This window comes from Mycobacteroides sp. H003, from assembly GCF_001440135.1.
Taxonomy (GTDB): domain Bacteria; phylum Actinomycetota; class Actinomycetes; order Mycobacteriales; family Mycobacteriaceae; genus Mycobacterium; species Mycobacterium gwanakae.
The window spans coordinates 144,861-162,839 of the sequence record NZ_LJYL01000034.1 but is presented as its reverse complement, the minus strand read 5'-3'; the positions used below and the strand labels follow the sequence as shown (position 1 = coordinate 162,839).

Annotated in this window: 13 protein-coding genes; all 13 read right to left on the bottom strand. The window is 60.2% G+C overall.

Going from position 1 to position 17,979, the window contains the following annotated elements:
- Positions 1 to 80: 80 nt before the first annotated feature.
- The 13 genes from AOT87_RS20875 to AOT87_RS20810 all read right to left on the bottom strand — a co-directional run bounded on the left by AOT87_RS20875 (position 81) and on the right by AOT87_RS20810 (position 17,921).
- Positions 81 to 1,880, bottom strand: a complete 1,800-nt coding sequence (locus tag AOT87_RS20875) for an acetyl/propionyl/methylcrotonyl-CoA carboxylase subunit alpha (protein WP_057964461.1) — start codon at positions 1,878 to 1,880, stop codon at positions 81 to 83.
- A gap of 167 nt (positions 1,881 to 2,047) precedes the next feature.
- Positions 2,048 to 2,458 carry a SufE family protein gene (locus tag AOT87_RS20870; protein WP_057968609.1) on the bottom strand — a complete coding sequence of 137 codons (411 nt, stop codon included), beginning with the start codon at positions 2,456 to 2,458 and terminating at the stop codon, positions 2,048 to 2,050.
- Positions 2,455 to 3,351, bottom strand: coding sequence for a sulfurtransferase (locus AOT87_RS20865; protein ID WP_030096863.1), 897 nt, complete (start codon positions 3,349 to 3,351; stop codon positions 2,455 to 2,457). Before AOT87_RS20865 ends, AOT87_RS20870 begins: the two co-directional genes overlap by 4 nt.
- Before the next feature lie 745 nt (positions 3,352 to 4,096).
- Entirely contained in the window at positions 4,097 to 4,996 is a 900-nt protein-coding gene (locus tag AOT87_RS20855; protein WP_057969885.1) for a metal-dependent hydrolase, read from the bottom strand.
- A gap of 210 nt (positions 4,997 to 5,206) precedes the next feature.
- Positions 5,207 to 7,579 carry an SDR family NAD(P)-dependent oxidoreductase gene (locus tag AOT87_RS28055; protein WP_256379948.1) on the bottom strand — a complete coding sequence of 791 codons (2,373 nt, stop codon included), beginning with the start codon at positions 7,577 to 7,579 and terminating at the stop codon, positions 5,207 to 5,209.
- Positions 7,580 to 7,598: 19 nt separating this feature from the next.
- Positions 7,599 to 9,026: an aldehyde dehydrogenase family protein gene (locus AOT87_RS20845; protein WP_157859029.1), complete on the bottom strand. Its 1,428-nt coding sequence runs from the start codon at positions 9,024 to 9,026 to the stop codon at positions 7,599 to 7,601.
- Complete coding sequence (locus AOT87_RS20840; protein WP_157859028.1) at positions 9,026 to 9,931, bottom strand: SDR family NAD(P)-dependent oxidoreductase; 906 nt, start codon at positions 9,929 to 9,931, stop codon at positions 9,026 to 9,028. Before AOT87_RS20840 ends, AOT87_RS20845 begins: the two co-directional genes overlap by 1 nt.
- Positions 9,932 to 10,038: 107 nt before the next feature.
- On the bottom strand, positions 10,039 to 11,277 hold the full coding sequence (locus AOT87_RS20835; protein WP_157859027.1) for an AarF/UbiB family protein: 1,239 nt from the start codon (positions 11,275 to 11,277) through the stop codon (positions 10,039 to 10,041).
- A 59-nt stretch (positions 11,278 to 11,336) separates the two neighbouring features.
- Positions 11,337 to 12,434 carry a CaiB/BaiF CoA-transferase family protein gene (locus AOT87_RS20830; RefSeq protein WP_081343350.1) on the bottom strand — a complete coding sequence of 366 codons (1,098 nt, stop codon included), beginning with the start codon at positions 12,432 to 12,434 and terminating at the stop codon, positions 11,337 to 11,339.
- A gap of 483 nt (positions 12,435 to 12,917) precedes the next feature.
- On the bottom strand, positions 12,918 to 15,140 hold the full coding sequence (locus AOT87_RS20825) for an acyl-CoA dehydrogenase (protein ID WP_057969874.1): 2,223 nt from the start codon (positions 15,138 to 15,140) through the stop codon (positions 12,918 to 12,920).
- A gap of 55 nt (positions 15,141 to 15,195) precedes the next feature.
- Complete coding sequence (locus AOT87_RS20820; protein WP_081343352.1) at positions 15,196 to 16,074, bottom strand: alpha/beta hydrolase; 879 nt, start codon at positions 16,072 to 16,074, stop codon at positions 15,196 to 15,198.
- A 160-nt stretch (positions 16,075 to 16,234) separates the two neighbouring features.
- Positions 16,235 to 16,666 carry an SRPBCC family protein gene (locus AOT87_RS20815; RefSeq protein ID WP_057969876.1) on the bottom strand — a complete coding sequence of 144 codons (432 nt, stop codon included), beginning with the start codon at positions 16,664 to 16,666 and terminating at the stop codon, positions 16,235 to 16,237.
- Positions 16,667 to 16,706: 40 nt separating this feature from the next.
- Positions 16,707 to 17,921: a lipid-transfer protein gene (locus AOT87_RS20810; protein WP_057969877.1), complete on the bottom strand. Its 1,215-nt coding sequence runs from the start codon at positions 17,919 to 17,921 to the stop codon at positions 16,707 to 16,709.
- Between the last annotated feature and the right edge of the window lie 58 nt (positions 17,922 to 17,979).

Below are 17,979 nucleotides of genomic sequence, written 5' to 3'. Positions count from 1 at the left end.
CTAGAAACGCGTCGAGCGTGAAACCATGGCGGCAATTCGGTGAGAATCCCGCCACAGCTTCACGCTCGGCGACAACAGTCTTACTTGATCTCGGCGATCACGGTGCCCTGGGTGATGGCGGCACCTGCCTCGACGCTGAGCCCGGTGATGGTGCCGGCCTTGTGCGCGGTGACCGGGTTCTCCATCTTCATGGCCTCCAGCACCACGATCAGCTCGCCGGCCTCGACCTCCTGGCCCTCTTCGACCGCGACCTTGACGACGGTGCCCTGCATCGGAGCGGTCACCGAGTCGCCGGTGGCGCCGCCGCCACCGTGGCCGCCGCGCTTGCGCGCCTTGGGCTTCTTGCGGATGACACCGTTCGCGGCGCCACCGCCTCCGCCACCGAGCGAGATGTCACCGGGCAGCGACACCTCGAGACGACGGCCGCCGACCTCGACGACCAGCTTCTGGCGGGGCAGAGCCTCGTCCTCTTCGCCTTCTGCGGCGTCGGCGGTGAAGGGCTCGACGGTGTTGTCCCACTCGGTCTCGATCCAGCGGGTGTGCACGGTGAAGCCGTCCTCGTCGCCGATGAAGGCGGGATCGGAGACCACTGCGCGGTGGAACGGGATGACGGTGGCCAGACCCTCGACGTTGAACTCGGCCAGGGCACGCCGCGAGCGGGCCAGCGCCTCGTTGCGGTCGCGGCCGGTGACGATCAGCTTGGCCAGCATCGAGTCGAACTGTCCACCGATCACCGAACCGGCCTGCACACCCGAGTCCAGGCGCACACCGGGGCCGGTGGGGGTGTCGTAGACCTTGACCGGGCCGGGGGCGGGCAGGAAGTTACGGCCGGCGTCCTCGCCGTTGATGCGGAACTCGATCGAGTGGCCGCGCGGCGTCGGGTCCTCGGTGAACTCGAGGGCCTCGCCATTGGCGATCTTGAACTGCTCCAGCACCAGGTCGACGCCTGCGGTCTCCTCGGTGACCGGGTGTTCCACCTGCAGACGGGTGTTGACCTCGAGGAATGAGATCAAGCCGTCCTGGCCGACCAGGTACTCGACGGTGCCGGCACCGTAGTAGCCGGCTTCCTTGCAGATGCGCTTGGCGGACTCGTGGATCTCCTTGCGCTGAGCGTCGGTCAGGAACGGCGCGGGCGCCTCCTCGACAAGCTTCTGGAAGCGGCGCTGCAGTGAGCAGTCGCGGGTACCGGCGACGATGACATTGCCGTGCTGATCGGCGATGACCTGCGCCTCGACGTGGCGCGGCTTGTCCAGGTAGCGCTCCACGAAGCACTCGCCACGACCGAAGGCTGCGACGGCCTCGCGGGTGGCGGACTCGAACAGCTCGGGAACCTCTTCCAGGGTGCGGGCCACCTTCATGCCGCGGCCACCACCACCGAAGGCCGCCTTGATGGCGATCGGCAGACCGTGCTCCTTGGCGAAGGCGACGACCTCGTCGGCATCCTTCACCGGGTCCGGGGTACCGGGCACCAGCGGGGCCTGGGCCCGTGCGGCGATGTGGCGGGCGGTGACCTTGTCACCGAGGTCGCGGATGGACTGCGGGCTGGGCCCGATCCAGATCAACCCGGCGTCGATGACGGCCTGGGCGAAGTCGGCATTCTCGGAGAGGAAACCGTAGCCGGGGTGGACAGCGTTGGCGCCGGACTTCTCGGCGGCCTCCAGGATCTTGCCGAAATCCAGGTAGGACTCGGCGGCGGTGTTACCGCCGATGCCGAAGGCCTCGTCGGCGAGGTGAACGTGGGGCGCGTCGGCGTCGGGCTCGGCGTAGATCGCGACGCTGCCCAGGCCGGCGTCCTTCGCCGCGCGGATCACCCGAACGGCAATCTCGCCGCGGTTGGCGACGAGTACCTTGCTGATCTTCGAGCTGGCGTGATTGGGCACCGGGCCTCCTGTTGTTGGTTCTTCGCGCAAGCGGCTCATCGGGACTCCTACTTCCTGAGTTTTACCGCTTTCTTAGAGTCTCGGCAGTGAGTTTATGCATCCATGGCATCAAACACACATCCGGGATGGGGTGTGCCGCCCCTGTTTTTACCTACTGATGAGTAGGTTTAGGACAATCTTCGTTTGATGCGCGCCAGCATCGCCGACATTCCGCGCAGCCGCAGTGGGCTGATCAGCTCTGCCAATCCGAGTTCGGCGTAGAAGTCGTCGGGTACCGCCAAGATTGCCTCTGCTGACTGGCCGTCCAGACCCTGATGCAGGATCGAGGCGAACCCGCGCGTCGTCGGGGCCTCGGCGGGCGCGCTGAAGTACAGCCGGATGCCGGAACGGTCGCTGGCGTCGACGTCCAGGAACAGCGGCGACTGGCACTCCGGCACCGGTTCCATCGCCGCCTGCTCCAAATGCGATGGCAAATCAGGCAATTCGCCCGAGAATTCCAGTAACAAGCGCAGCTTGTCCTGCCCGTCGACGGCCTTGAAATCGGCGACGATCTCGGCGAGTTCGGCGGGGAGGCTCATGCTGCAGGGGGCGCGCCTGGTTTGTCGCCCTTGACGATCGGCGTGCGGACCCGGTTGCCCCATTCGGTCCACGAGCCGTCGTAGTTGCGCACACCCTCGACACCCAGCAGGTGGGTGAGCACGAACCAAGTGTGGCTGGAACGCTCACCGATGCGGCAGTAGGCGACGATGTCCCCCTCGGCGGCGATGACGTCGCCGTAGATCTCGTCCAGCTCGCGACGGCGACGGAACCTGCTGTCTTCTGCGGCGGCCTTGGCCCAGGGGATCGAGACGGCGGTCGGGATGTGTCCGCCGCGCAGCGCGCCTTCCTCCGGGTAATCGGGCATGTGGGTGCGTTCGCCGGTGTATTCGGCGGGGGAGCGCACGTCGACGAGCGGTCCGTGCCCGAGGTGGGCCAACACATCGTCGGCGTAGGCGCGGATCGGGGCGTCGTTGCGATCCACCACGGGGTAGCCCTCGGTGTGCTTGGACGGAACGTCGAGGGTGGTGTCGCGACCCTCGGAGATCCACAGATCGCGTCCACCGTCGAGGAGCCGGACGTCCGGGTGGCCGAACAGCGTGAATACCCACAGCGCGTAGGCAGCCCACCAGTTGGACTTGTCGCCGTAGATGACGACCGTGTCCTCGCGGCGGATCCCCTTGCGATTCATCAGCTCTGCGAACTGCGCGCCGTCGATGTAATCGCGGACCGTGCTGTCGTTGAGGTCGACGTGCCAGTCGATCTTCACCGCACCGGGGACGTGCCCAATGTCGTAGAGCAAGACGTCCTCGTCGGACTCCACGATGGACAGTCCGGGAGTGCCCAGGTGTCCCGAGAGCCAGTCCGCGGAGACTAAGCGTTCGGGGTGGGCATAGGCGGCAAATTCGGGGCTGGGGTCGGCCGGGAGGGTCACGTTGTGAGCCTAGTCGCGTTCGAGGGCGGTCGGCTCATCGAGTTGGATACCGAGTTCAGATACCCGGTGCGTTGCTGGTCGCGGTGCGAGAATTCGCCAACTCCGGACTGGACGTACCACCCGCAGAGCCCGATCGCGTCATCCGTTCTCGGTGAACGCACCGGGCGCTGTATGCCGACAGGACACATGTAACGATCACGTTTGCATAGCTCACTCTGGTGATCGTGTAGGGGACGATGAGCTCGGGGTTGACAACCAGCACCGTCTTGACCGCTGGGTGTGACCTGAGGAGACGGTAGGCGTGAGCGAAACCGTAGACGAGTCGGTCCTCCGGCGTGTCGTGCTGTTCCACGACGGACTCGACTTGGTCGAAGAACTTTGCCAGCTCGGATTGTACAAACGCGTCGATTAGCAGCTCGCGGCGAGGAAAGTGCTTGTAGAGCGTTGCTCGGACGATGCGTGCGCGCTTTGCTACATCGCCCATAGACAGCTTGCGTAGTCCGGTTTCGGCGGTCCACATGAGAATTGAGTCCAATATGGCGGGGCGTCGCATCCGGATATACCGCGGCTATGAATGTAACTGCCGCCAAAGTTTCCACACTCAGGTGAGAATAGTCTCTCTTGACACTTCGCCCCGCGTTAACGCTCCGTGGAGAGCGTCCTGGAACTGTCGATATATTTGCGTCTCAGTGCATTCACCTTGTTGATATGTCTTGGATATTCTCAGGGCTGAGGTCGATCGATTTCATCGACCGGGTTGCCTGAGATTACCGACAAGTTGTCCCTGCTCGCCAAAAAGTTCCTTTTGCCAATGTTCGAGGAGGTTGGTGGTGTCGATCTGATCGGGATGAAAGTCGCGCTTGAAGAAGGGTCTCATGTCTCGGTGGAAGCCCTTCCACATGGGGTTTCGCAACATTTGAACTGTCTCTTTCAACACCCTAAACGGCTGGCGCCGTCCCTCGGGGTCGGCGGCCACAATGGACAACCATGAAAACAGGACGACTATAGGGATTCCGAAATTCCCGGCGAAGTACATCCACCGAATGCGTGTGGATTCTGGTACCTGTAAGTATCTGTACACATCAAAGGCAACAGATTTATGTTCCAGCTCCTCTAGGGCGTGCCAATTAAGGAGCTTCTTGACCCCGGGGTCATGGGCCATAGCCTGTAATTCGGGGCTTTTTAGAATATTCTCGGCCCAGGTCGCGGTGAAATGCTCGGCGGCGACGGTGAAACCCAGGAAGAAGTGGCGGTACCGTGGGAGTCTGTCAGGGTCTGGGTATTGTTTGTCGAGAAACTTTTCCATGCGCTCAGTACTTTCCAATATGTACTCGAACCACGCCGTGGGATAGCCCATTGCAGTTAGCTTCTCGTTGAGTTCGCGATGCTGATTGCCATGCACCTTTTCCTGGCCAATGAAGCCCATGACGCGCTTCTTTAGCTCAGGGTCGGTGATCTTGTCCATGTAGCGGCGCACAGATCGCACGAAAATATCTTCGCCGGGAGGAAATATCGCCGATAGGAAGGCGATCGTGTGACTAAACATGATGCTGTTATCCGCGAAGTACTTGCTTTCCGGAGGAGAAGCATCGAATCCAAAGTCCATTCGCCGCACGCGGGGGTACGCCTGTTCGGCCAAAACCATCGTTCGCTCCCTGATCGTCATCATCGACACAACCGTTACGGACAAAACCGTAACGTTACTATCTGTAATAGTCAACGCCGGCGGTGTCCTTGCTTCATCTAGCCTGCTGGACTCGTAGTGCGCGGTGCCGCCCGCGGCGTCACGGCCGCAGCGTGGCGTACATCAGCCACGTCAACACCAGCGCGACCGCCATGAGGACGGTCAGTGCGATCAACGGACCGCCAAACCTGATGCAGCCGGCTCTGGTGGAACAGAATGGGTATGGCGACGAATGAAGTCGTCGCTATTTGGGTTCGCCAAGCGCTTACGTAGTTCATCGAATGGCCATGGCCATAGGACGGGTACACCGTTTGAGCCGAGGTACCAACTATCACACCCGGAGGACCACACGGTGCCTCCGAGCGCAGCAGTCAACTCTCGATAGAAGCGATCCGTTGCTACCGAAGTGGGCTCGATTTCCACTACACGATATCTCTTCATGTGTTTGAGCCAGTTGACCACGTAATCGGCCTGAGTTTCGGCGATAGGCACCAGCGATGCGTTTCCGATCGGGCTATTAGGGCCCATCAGGGTGAACAAGTTTGGAAGCCCTGGGATCATCGTGGTGTTATGCGCTCGCGGCCCCTCGCTCCATGCCTGCTCGAGGGACAAGCCGGTAGGGCCGATGATTTGCATAGGTCGCATATATGTGTGAGCCTCGAAACCAGTTGCCAATACTAGGGTATCGAGTTTATGGAGGTGGCCGTCGGATGTCACTATTCCGTCCGGACACACGCGATTGATTGCCTCGGACACCACCGCCACACTGGGCCGTTGGATGGCGCGGTAAAAGTCGGCTGAATTTATCAACCGCTTACACAGCGGTTCATAGTCCGGCGTCATTCGCGCTCGCAGTTCGGGATCCTGCACTGTCGCTAGACTTTTGCGCGCCAAATATCCGAAAAGGCGCCGCTCCCACCCTTGCGCAATCGGAGCCCGGGCCGCGACGTTAAAGGTCACGTTCGCCATCCGATACATCGCCTGATTCAGAACCGGCGAGTGCGCTAGTAGGAAACGGAACCATTGAGGTATCGGCGGATTAGGGACAGCAATGACCCACTGTGGAGTCCGCTGGAACAGTGTCACCTTCGCGGCGATCTCCGACAATGCTGTGGTTATCTGCACCCCCGTTGAACCAGTTCCAACTATACCGACGCGGGCATCGACGATCTCCGCGTCATGCTCCCAACGCGCGCTGTGAAAGATCTTTCCCCCGAAAGTTTCCAGCCCCTCAATGCTGGGAGTGCGTGGGTGATGGAGCACTCCGGTGGCGCACACCAGCACATCCGCTGAGTGTTCGCATCCGTCAGCGTCAGTGAGAACCCACTGGCCTCCCGTAAACTCTGCTCGGATCATCTCCGTCCCGAACTGGATGAAGCGGGTGAGATCTTTTTTGGCCGTGACATTCTCGAAGTATCTCTGGATTTGACTGCCGGGGGCGAATAGATGCGTCCAGTCAGCGGATAGTTCGTCTCGGTAACAGTAGTAATGTGCGGGGACGTCACATGTCAGCCCTGGATAGGCATTTTCTCGCCAAGTGCCACCGACATTCTGCGTCTTCTCGAAGATCACAAAGTTGTCGCTACCGGCGGCTTGGAGTTTCATCGCCATCGCCAGCCCGGACATGCCGGCGCCAATGATCGCCACCTTGGGTAGTCCTGCCGCGGGGGTTTTCCGAAACTCGCGTGCTTTCTGCCTCTGCACGATTCGGGTCGCAACTCGGTCGATGACCTCAATGGCGTTGCTTGTCGGGTGTGTCACGCGAACGGGGGCTCTCACCACTGCGTCGAGAACCATCGACACGCCCTTGTCCGTGGACAACTTCGGGTACCGATTCCACGCATCTTGCGCCGGCGCAATCATGTCTGTCTGGGTCAGCGGTAAATTCACTGTGGTCCAACGGATTCCGTCAGCGAGCATCTCAGGCGCGGCCGAAAGTGCAAACTGGTCCAGCGCCCCCTTGGATGCCATGTAGGCGGCGAATCTCGGCGTGCCAGCGAATTGAGTGCCTGCCGTCGACACATTGATGACTTGGCCACCACCGTCCTGGCGCATGCGTTCCACCAGCGGGATGGTGAGCCAAGTGACTCCGAAGAAGTTGAGTTGCATGACGCGCTCGTAGTCGTGCATTCGATCGACGGATTCACGCACGGTTCTCCGGATTGATCGGCCGGCATTGTTTATCAGCACGTCCACTCCGCCATGCTCGTCCAACACCTGAGAAACCAGTGCGGCGACTTGCAGCTGGTCGCTGAGGTCGCATTGGAAATATGACGCATGACCGTCGGTGCTGCGTGATTCCTGGGCAAGTTCCTCGAGCAGCTGGACACGCCTGGCAACCAGCAACACATGGGCGCCGGCCTGCATGAGCCTCAGCGCGGTGCCGCGCCCGATACCGGACGAAGCGCCCGTGACCAGGATGCGTTTGCCTGACACTGCCGAACGTAGTTCATCCGAAAAGGTGCGTCCGGCGATCAGTCGCCGCCCTCGACGGAACTGACGTGCGAGATCGGCTTCCAGGAGTGCGTTGTACGCCCTGTCCATGGGGCTGATCGGTGTGCTTTCACTGAGATTGGGCATCGCCAAGAATCCTCTCAAGAACACTCTTCACGATGCGCGGATAAGGTGGGACCGCCACTGAGGCAACGGAAAACGGCAGTCGTGAACGCACGACAGGACGTACGTAACTGAACGTGTCGAATCCGTACTTGCCGTGGTACGCGCCCGTGCCGCTGTGGCCTATGCCGCCAAACGGTACGAGGGGACTCGCGAGGCTCAGCAGGCCGTCGCCGATGTTCACTGAGCCAGATCGGGATGAGTCTGCCAGCGTTCGATAGTCTCTGTTCTTCGGCCCGAACCAGTACATGGTGAGAGGTGAATCATTTTGTCCCACATAACCGACAACGTCATCGATGTGCTTGTAGGGATACACGCAGAGCACAGGTCCGAAGATCTCCTCCCGTGACACCTCCATCTCAGGAGTTACACCGGTCAGGATGGTCGGGGCAATCTTGCGCTCGGCGGCCATCACCGTGCTGTCTTTTGTTGCGGATTCCCACCTCTTGGCGCCGGTGCGTTCGGCACCCTCGATGAGCGAGAGGACTCGACGGTAATTCTTGTCATCGATGATTGATGTATAGCCGGATTGTCCTGCGGGCAGAGGATATCGGCGTTCAGACTCGGCGAGGAAGCTGTGGATGAACTCCTCCACGCCGTCCTCGGGGACGAAAACATAATCGGGACAGATACAAGCTTGCCCGCCGTTGACCAGCCGCAGGGCGGACAATACTTTCGCGGCGCGTGTGATGTTCCCTTGATGTGCGATGACTGCGGGGTTCTTTCCGCCGAGTTCAAGAGTGACCGGCACAAGGTTCTTGCCCGCCGCACTTGCGACCAACGCGCCGACGCGACGCGACCCCGTAAATAAGAGATGGTCAAAACGTAGTTGGCTAAACTCCTCGCCAGATCCATTTGTTTCGCTGAACACCGCAAGCTCCTCAGGAGCAAAATACTGTCGCACGATCTCGCTGACAACTTCCGCGGTGGCGGGTGCTTGTGGTGATTGCCAGAGCATCACCCGATTGCCCGCGGCCAATGCGGACGCCGCCGGGCCGAGTGTAAGTTCGGATGGAAAGTTCCACGGGCCCATCACTCCAACGACGCCTTTTGGCTCGCTTCTGGTGGTTTGGTCAATCCCCAACGCACTGAGTAGTAGCGATGATCGTCGGACCTTCATCCAACTGCGGAGCTTTACGCGGTGGTAGGCCATATCGATAATCGGTGCCAAGGCAAACAACCCGCTGAACTCGCGTGATCGGTATCCGAAATCTTCCGTTGCCGCGTCGGCTAGATGTCCAATGTTCCGATAGAGCATCGAGCCGAACCGGCTGAGTCGGTCCTTGCGCACAGCCAAGCCGGGGAACCCCTCACGGGCAAAAGAAGCTCGCTGCAACGTAAGCAGATCCCCGGCATTCAAGGCGATGTTGTCCATCATAGGTCCTTAGGCGTAGTAAACGTGCTGTTAGCCAGTGTATTTGGATCGCCACATACAAAATCCTCCTGTGGGACAGCGCGATCCAGGCTCGCCTTGGTCTCCGGAATGGCGTGAGCGCTCCTTCGGAGAGCCTTTTCAATAGGAAACCGAAACGCCACTGCTAGAACATTGATGGCGTACATCAGACGCCACGCATGTGCCTGTGGCCGACGAACCAGCGCGTGCGCGACACCCCAAGCGGCCTCATCGGCCGACTGACTGGGGAACCGCCGTTGCAAATTCCCCGGTGCGCTCATCTTGGTGCGCACGCTCCCAAGGTAGTACTGCGTGATGACTACGCCGTCCTGTATCGCTTCCGGAGCCGCGGCGCGAAGAAACCAATCCAGCGCGCTCTTCGAAGCAAGATAGAAGCCCCACTTCGGATTGGGGGGACCCAGCACACCACTGGTCGATATGTTGACTATGTGCCCCGACCCACGTGCCCGCATGTATGGCAGGAGCGCCATAGTCAGCCTTACCGGTCCGATGTAATTGGCGGCGACGCTCGCGTGGAGGTCCTTCGGTCGCCGGTAGGACAGGTGGATTGCTCGATTGAGTGATTTACCCGCGTTATGTACCAGGACGTCGACACGTCCGTACTTCGCCAATACTTTGGATGCAAAGCTCATGATTTGAGCGTCGTCTGCCAGGTCCATGGTGTGGATGTCAATGTGGCCGCCGGCCTGGCGTATCTTCTCGGCGACTTGCTCGAGCAATTGTGTGCTGCGCGCGCAGATCACCACGTATGCACCGGCTGCCGCGCAGTGGCCTGCAAGGCTTGCGCCTAGACCGGAAGATGCTCCGGTGATCACCACCACTTGTCCCCGCAGCGCCTGCTCCAGCAAAGCTGGATTACGAAGCATCCTGGGCGAGGTGATTCGTCCTAGGAAACGCATCCACCGTGTGGAGTGTTTGTCCTCCGCACTTGCCGACCAGGACGTCGGTAACACCAACTCTTGCGCGCTAGACATCATTCGCCCACTTCTTCGAGTACGAACTCGGCCAGGTATTGAACGACTTCCGAGTCCTTGACAGGCTTCCACTTCGGCGCAAGTAGCTTCATGTACCGCTCCACGTACAACAGTTGTTTGGCGACGAGAACGAGGTCCCGAGGAAGACGGAGCCCGTAGGTCTGTCCGAGCTCGAGGATCTTCTTGCCTAATTCCTGGTAGGACACATTGCCCAGCTCCGCTCCCGAGAGCGGCTCGGTGACCGACCGTAGATCGGTCACTACTTGGCCCGTGAAAGTTGAACGTTTGACCGCGCCTAAAGCCACCAGATGTCCACCGGCGGCGCGCAGGTCGTTGTTGATCACGAGATCGACGATCAGTTTGCGTAAGAGTGAAGCTCGGTCGGCATCGAACCGACCGACTATCCCCCAGTCCAGGAAGACCAAAGCGCCTGACCTGTCGACAAGGACGTTTCCCGCATGCAGATCGCCGTGGAACACCCCAGCCTTGAAGATTGAGTCCAACAGCACGAGCAGCAATGTCCGGATGGCTCTCGAACTGTCTCCGCCGAAACGTTCCTCGACCGCATTGACGTCGTCGACACGCACACCGTCGATATGCTCCATGACAAGTAGGTTCGCTGTGGTGAACTGGCCGAAGACCACGGGCACCCGGGCATGGTCGGCGAATCGTGACTGCCCGACAAACTCCGCCCATGCCGTCATCGCAGCGGCTTCATTGCGAAAATCCAACTCGCTGAACAGATTATCTGTGAAGTCTTCCACAATATCTCTAGCGGCGAGCATTCGCCCGGAAGGAAATAGCTCCAGCATCCTTGCCGCTACCGACAGGATGCGGGTGTCCGACACGATGCGTTCACGGATGGCGGGGCGCTGAATCTTGACCACCACCCGTTCGCCTGTGATCAGAGTGGCCGCATGAACCTGCGCTATCGACGCAGATGCCAAGGGGTGAAAGTCGAAATGAGAGAAGATGTTCGCGACAGGCTCACCCAACTCCCTATACAGCGTCTTGCGCACCTCGACGGAGTCGGCGGGAGTGGCGCGATCGAGGAGCAACTGAAGCTCGTTGGCCAGCACCTTGGGAAACACGCCGGGTGAAGAGGCCACTAGTTGGCCCAGTTTGACGTAGGTGGGACCTAATGCCTCGAATCGCTTTCGCACTTGCGCAGCGGCAGGTTGGGAGATTCTTCCACGAACCCGTTTCGAGAAGAGCACATGGGCCGACCCGATGCTCATGTGCCACGCAGTACTCGCAACCCGAGATCCGGTTCTGGCAATTGACACGAGCATGGTGTTTACCGGACGCCCCAAGACGAAAGGATTTGCCGAACCTCTGCACTATCCCGAGTGATCCCCACAGGATCCGCCAGACTGGTGCGTGAGAAGCGAGGTGCGGGCGCAGGGTGAGTGACGCCGTCGACACTCAGAAATCCCTTGCGCGCCTTGTTGTGTGGATGATTCTCGACCTCATCCAGTTCAAGAACGGGTGTTACACACGCGTCCGAATCTGCGAAGATCTCAGCCCATTCATCTCGGGACTTCTCTTTGAGTTTGCCCGAGATCAATTCAACGAGCTGAGGCCAGCCACGTCGATCCAACTGGAATGGCAACTCAGGGTCGTCGATCCCGAGCACCGCCAGTAGCTCCGCATAGAACTGCAATTCGACGCACCCCACCGCGAGATGCTTACCATCGGCACATTCGTAGACGTTGTAGAAGGGCGCCGCCGCGCCCTCAAGAACGTTCTGTCCGGGCTCCTCATTCCATAAACCCGCGCCGCGCATGCCGTGCAGAAACGCCGTGAACAGTCCCGATCCGTCGATCATCGCCGCATCAACGACCTGTCCCCGGCCTGACCGGCCGCGCTCCACGAGGGCCGCCGCGATGCCGAGCGCCAGGAGCATCCCCCCTCCCGCGAAATCTCCGAGCATGTTGGCGGCAGGGTAGGCGCGACCGGCCCCGCGGCCGGACACCGCGAGCGCTCCAGATAACGCGATGTAGTTGAGGTCGTGGCCAGCTCTCGGCGCAAGCGGACCGTCCTGGCCCCAACCCGTAAGGCGGCCGTAGACCAGGCGGGAGTTCTGATCGATCAGTTCTTGCGGACCCAACCCTAGACGTTCGGCGACGCCCGGGCGAAAGCCCTCGATGAACACATCCGCCTGCTCGACAATATTGAGGAGTTCAGCAAGGTCTTCTTCACGCTTCACGTCCAGTTCAATGACATACTTGCTGCGATCCAATGGTCCTTCGGGCGGTGCTATCCCTCTGTCGGCAGGCCCCTTTCGGTCGACTCGCAAGACCTGAGCGCCCATATCCGCCAAGATCATTCCGCAGAATGGTGCGGGCGCCAGACCCGCCATTTCGACAACCTTGATTCCTTCTAGCGGTCCCACAAGTCCAGATCCTCCTTGACGCGGTTTCGGGAGCGTCGCCGCCACCTGGGTCCTGCGGAAAAGATTAGATACCAAACGAAATCGGTTCTATGACCTAACTTCTCACCGGACTTGACTTGAATTTTCGGGCTCGCCAGCCATCCTGACCAGTTCGCTCCGCAAGAGCTTGCCCGTCGAATTGCGGGGAAATTCCGCTACAAATCTCACCGTGCGTGGGACCTTGTACCGGGCAAGATTGGCCCTCACGTCCACGATCGCTGAGGCGTTGGGCTTCTGTCGTAACGATGGCGCAAATGCGCCTACCAGCGGACCCTGCGATCGGGCGATCCTGAACGCGTGCACTCCACCGGCCAGTCCAGAGGGTCGGAGGAATCCCCTGCGATAAAGCACTCGGACGCTGATGGCCGTGTCACGGATACGCAAGAGCAGTGCTGATCTAAAAATACCGGAAAGGTACGGCACCATAAGGACTTTCACCCGTCGCTATCGAACCGGCTCGGAATCTCGGGGGAGCCCGAGGATCCGTTCGCCTATGACGTTGAGCTGTACTTCTGTCGTCCCGCCGTACACGGTCATGGGGCGTGCAGACAGGGTTTTCTCCATCCAGCCCCTTGCCGCCTTATCCGTGCCATCGCACACGCCGGCTAGCCCCAGCTCAGCGTGACAGAAGTCGGCGATCTGCTGACCTAGTTGTTGGCCAAGGAGTTTCGCGACACTTGCTGAAGCTCCCAAGTCCAGCCCGAGGAGCTGTTTGAGTAATGTTCGGCCTTGAAGCAGCGCGACGGTCTGAGCGTCCGCCACCATGCGTCCGACCGTCTCCAGCGGCGCGGACGTCGAACTGGTCCGACGGACAAAATCCAGGAGGTCCTCGATTGTCGCGTCGGTAGGCATGCCCTTGCCGAGGGCCACTCGTTCATTGCCCAAGGTGCCACGCGCCACTTCCCAACCGCCGTCGACCTCACCAACTAGTCCCGAATCGGGAACAAAGACGTCGTCGAAGAAAACTTCGGAAAAGAGGGTTCCGCCAGAGGCTTCGCGAAGTGCCTTCGCTTTGACTCCTGGTGTGCGCATGTCCACCAGAAAGTATGAAATACCCTGATGTTTAGGGACATCGGGATTGGTCCGGGCAAGGAGTACACCCCACTCGGCCATAAAACCCAATGAAGTCCAAACCTTTTGGCCGTTGACAATCCAGCCGCCGTGGACCTTCTTGGCCTCGGTGCGCAGCGACGCCAAGTCTGAGCCAGCTTCTGGCTCGGAAAATAGTTGGCACCATAATATTTCGCTACGGAGTGTGGGGCGGACCAGTTCGTGTTTTTGCTCTTCCGTACCGTGTACGGCCACGGACGGCATGAGCCACGCCGCGAGTCCAAGCTGCGGACTGACGATGCCGGCACGTTCCTGTTCCTGTGCAATCACCACCTGCTCGACCGGTCCAGCACCTCGTCCCAGGGGTGGGTCGAGGAACGGCATGACCCAACCGTTATCACCTAGCCGCCGCAAGAGGTCTCGTTCTCCCAGGCCGGCGATTTCTGCGAGTTCGGCACGAACTTGGTGCCGGTATGCCTCGGCCTCCGGGGGGAGCTCCGGTTCTACCGCGCGAAAGCTGCCGTTCAACGCGTATTGCGCCACTGATGTAGCGATGTCCCTGCTCCTCCCGAGCACGCCGCGAAGCGCAATCGCCCTGCGGTAGTGCAGGTGTGCATCATGTTCCCAGGTGTAGCCGATACCACCGAGAACCTGCATGGCGTCGCGTGAAGCCGACACTGCGGCGTCCGGGGCGAGGAGTTGGGCAACGGTGGCGGCGTAGTTGGCTGTTTCATCGTCGCTGTCGAGTGCGCGCGCTGCATCCCACACAGCCGCTCGGGCCTGTTCCACCGCGACAGCCGCGCGGGCGCAACGGTGCTTCACCCCTTGGAACTGGCCGATTGGCTTACCGAATTGGACACGGATCCTTGCGTATTCGGTCGCCGTGTCGACACACCAAGCGCCGACTCCTACGGCTTCGGCTCCGTAGATCACCGAGGCCAGCGAAACCACCGTTTTACGGTCGATATCGAGAATACGATCGGCGGGAATCACCACCTGCTGAGCAGACAGAATCACCGTAGAGCGATTCAGGTCGATGCCCAAGGCAGCATGTGTGGTGAGCGATTCGGTATCAACGGCGGCCCACTTCACGCCTGTCTCAGTATCGATAGGGAGGATCACGACGGTCGCGTGCGCGCCGCCATAGACCGCGGACTCGCCAGTCACCGACAATGCTCCGGTGTGCAAGGTGACGCCGCTCAATGGGCGGTCAAGTGCCACAGCGGCTGGTGCTGCACCGCTGACCATCTGGGGCAGCAGCTCAGTTCGCGCTAGCCCGGGAGCGGCGTCGAGTACTGCCGCCGCTAAAACTGTTGGCGCATAACCTGATGGAATCAGATGACGCCCCATTGCTTCCAGTGCAACCGTAGCTTCTACCAGTCCGGCGCCCGACCCGCCGAGCTCCTCGGCTACGTGGAGACCGAGCAGCCCCTGAGCCGCCAGCTCGTGCCAGAACGTGGGCAACGGCTCAATGTCGCCAGAGTCGATGCAACCCACGGTCGCACGTATCGCGTCGGCAGTTAAGTAGCGGCGAGCGAATGCGTGGACTGAGTCCGCGAGGTCCAACTGATCACGCGTGATAGCTATGCTGGACCGGCTTGATGTGCTGGTTTCCATGGGGGTTCCTCTAGTCAGATTTAATAGGAGCGTGACGCGTCGACGGCGCGCCGCATTATGCGAGTGCGTTCAGGGCGGGCCTGCGCTGTGCGTATTCGATGATGACGTCGGCGACCCGATCCGGTTCGTCGAGGTGGGGGCAATGTCCGGCATGTGGCAACACCACCAGCCGTCCGCCGTGAATGCGGCGGACGAGCCTACGCGCCCCCGAGACCGGCACCAGGCGATCTCGCCCGCCGTGAATCATGGTCATCGGCATAGTGATACGGTCGGGTAACCGAACTCTGTCGACCTCGGCCTTAAACTGAACGGCTAGCTTCGTCAATCGCCTGGCCTGGCTCCGGCTATCAAAATGCTCTGTGAGTTTCGCGATCATGGCGGGATCTACCCGGTCTTTGCGCCCGTAGCAGAGATATGCAGTACTCCAGCTGAGCAGCGACCGGGGCAACAGCGGGATAGCCGGCCATGCGAGCGCCAGAATCTTTAGCGGCGAGTTGGCACCCAACGACATGACCTGCACGGGATATGTCCAACCGACCCCCGCGGGATCGACCGCGACAAGATAGCCCACTTCGTGGACGGGATTCGATTCTCCAGCAACAAGAATTGACAGTAGTCCGCCCAAGGAGTTGCCCGCCAGCACCACTGGTCCTCTCGCGGAATAAGTCCGAATCAACCCTCGCGTGAACTGCAGGAGTTGGTCGAGTTTCGGCCCACTGCGCAGCCGACTTGCCGAGCCAAAGCCCGGCAAGTCGACTGCGACAGCGTGTACACCCCGCCTTGCGCACCGTTCGAGGACCGGCCGCCAACATTCTGCAGAGTGGCCGAAACCATGCAGCAGCAATACGGTCGGGCCGCTGCCAGCTACGACTAGTTCACAGGTGCCGTATCCGCCGTAGGTGGCATAGCGCCGGCTGATCACCGACTCATTCATGGATGGCGCACACGACTTAGACCCAGGCGCCGATCTGCTCGGGCAACCTTGATGTGTCCCACGGCCCTTCTTGTTCCACCGTGTGTGTGATCGTCCAACCTTGAAGCAATAAACCCATATCTACCTCTCAGTGATTGCACTGGCTTCTGCGCGAAGCGACTTAGCTCACCAGTTCGGAAAGTTTGATGAGGGAAGAATCGAGCTCTTTTGCGGCCGTGCGCTCGATCGCAGAACCGATTGCGCCGACCATCATCTGGCTGATGAAATCGGCCTGCATCGCCATAACCGACTGATCACCCTTGGGCTCCACGCGCAACGTCATGGTGATCTCGGCGCCCGCCATTCCGGTGCCGCTGAGCGCGACGTTCTTCGGCGGGTTGTAGTCGGAGACCGTCAGGGTCAGAGTGTTAGCCATGCCCATGACGGTGAGCACTGCCGTCAGTTGTGTGCCATCGCTCACTTCGGCGGGGGGTTCGCTCACCCACTTGGTGAACATGGTGTTCCATTCGCCCCAACGGGAGTAGTCGTTGGCTAGCGCCCAGACCTTCTCTGCCGGAGCGTTCATTTCGCGTTCGATGGTGATACTTGCCATTGTGATTCCTTTCAATTTCGGGTGTTGACGACGGTCCGCTTCAGCGATTTGCTGGACGGTAGGCAGTGATGACGGCGGAGCCGCCCAGGCCGATGTTGTGCTGTAGCGCCACTTTCGCGTTCTGGACTTGCCGTTTGTCGGCTGTTCCACGAAGCTGCCAGGTGAGTTCGGCGCACTGCGCAAGGCCGGTGGCGCCCAGGGGATGCCCCTTCGAGATCAGCCCGCCTGATGGGTTCACAACCCATCGGCCGCCGTATGTGGTGTCGGCGTTGTTGACCAGATGGTGCGCGCCCCCTTCTTCGCAAAGCCCCAAGGCCTCGTAGGTGAGAAGTTCATTGGGTGCGAAGCAATCGTGTAGTTCGATGACATCTACGTCATCGGGGCCGATCCCGGCCTGCGCATACACCTGCTGGGCGGCCACTCTGCTCATGTCGGCGCCGACAAGGGTGGACAAACTGCCCGAATCGAAGGTGCCGGGTGTATCGGTAGACAGAGCTTGCCCAACAATTTCGACCGCCCGGTCTCCGAGCCCGTGGCTGTCCACAAAACGCTCACTGGCAAGAACGGCCGCGGCGGAACCATCCGAAGTAGGCGAGCACATCGACCGAGTGATCCCTGCCGCGGCATAGATCAACTTGTCGTTCTTGATCTGTTCTTCGGTGTACTCGTCTTGGAATTGTGAATAGGGATTGTTCTGGGAGTGCCGATGATTCTTCACCGCGATTTTCACAAAATGATCAGGAGAAGATCCATATTTCCGGTTATGTTCCAGCCCTGCGGCTCCGAACATCCATGGTGCCGGTGGAAATGATATCTCCTGTAATTCCGCCATGGCCAGCAAGTGGCGTTGCATGGGCTGCTCGCGATCATCATACGTTGATCCGAGAGCCCCTGGCTGCATTTTCTCGAAGCCTATGGCAAGGGTGCAATCTGTTACCCCGCCTCGTATCGATTGAGCAGCGAGAAAGAGTGCGCTGGACCCAGTCGAGCAATTACTGTTCACATTGAAAACAGGTATGCCCGTCAGTCCCAGCCCGTAGACCGCGCGATGGCCGCTGCAGGATTCCCCGTAGCAATACCCCGCATATGCCTGCTGGATCTCATCGAATGCGATACGGGCATCCTCAAGTGCCTTGGTGCCCGATTCAAGCGTCATGTGAGGGTAGTCCCAATCGCTGCCGTCGTCATTCTTTCGGCGGCCTGGTTTCTCAAATTTTGTCATTCCGACGCCGATGACAAAGACCCGATTGGACATGTAGATCTCCTAGATTTCTATCTGTTCTGAATGCAAGAAATGGCAGCGTCGTCGCGTT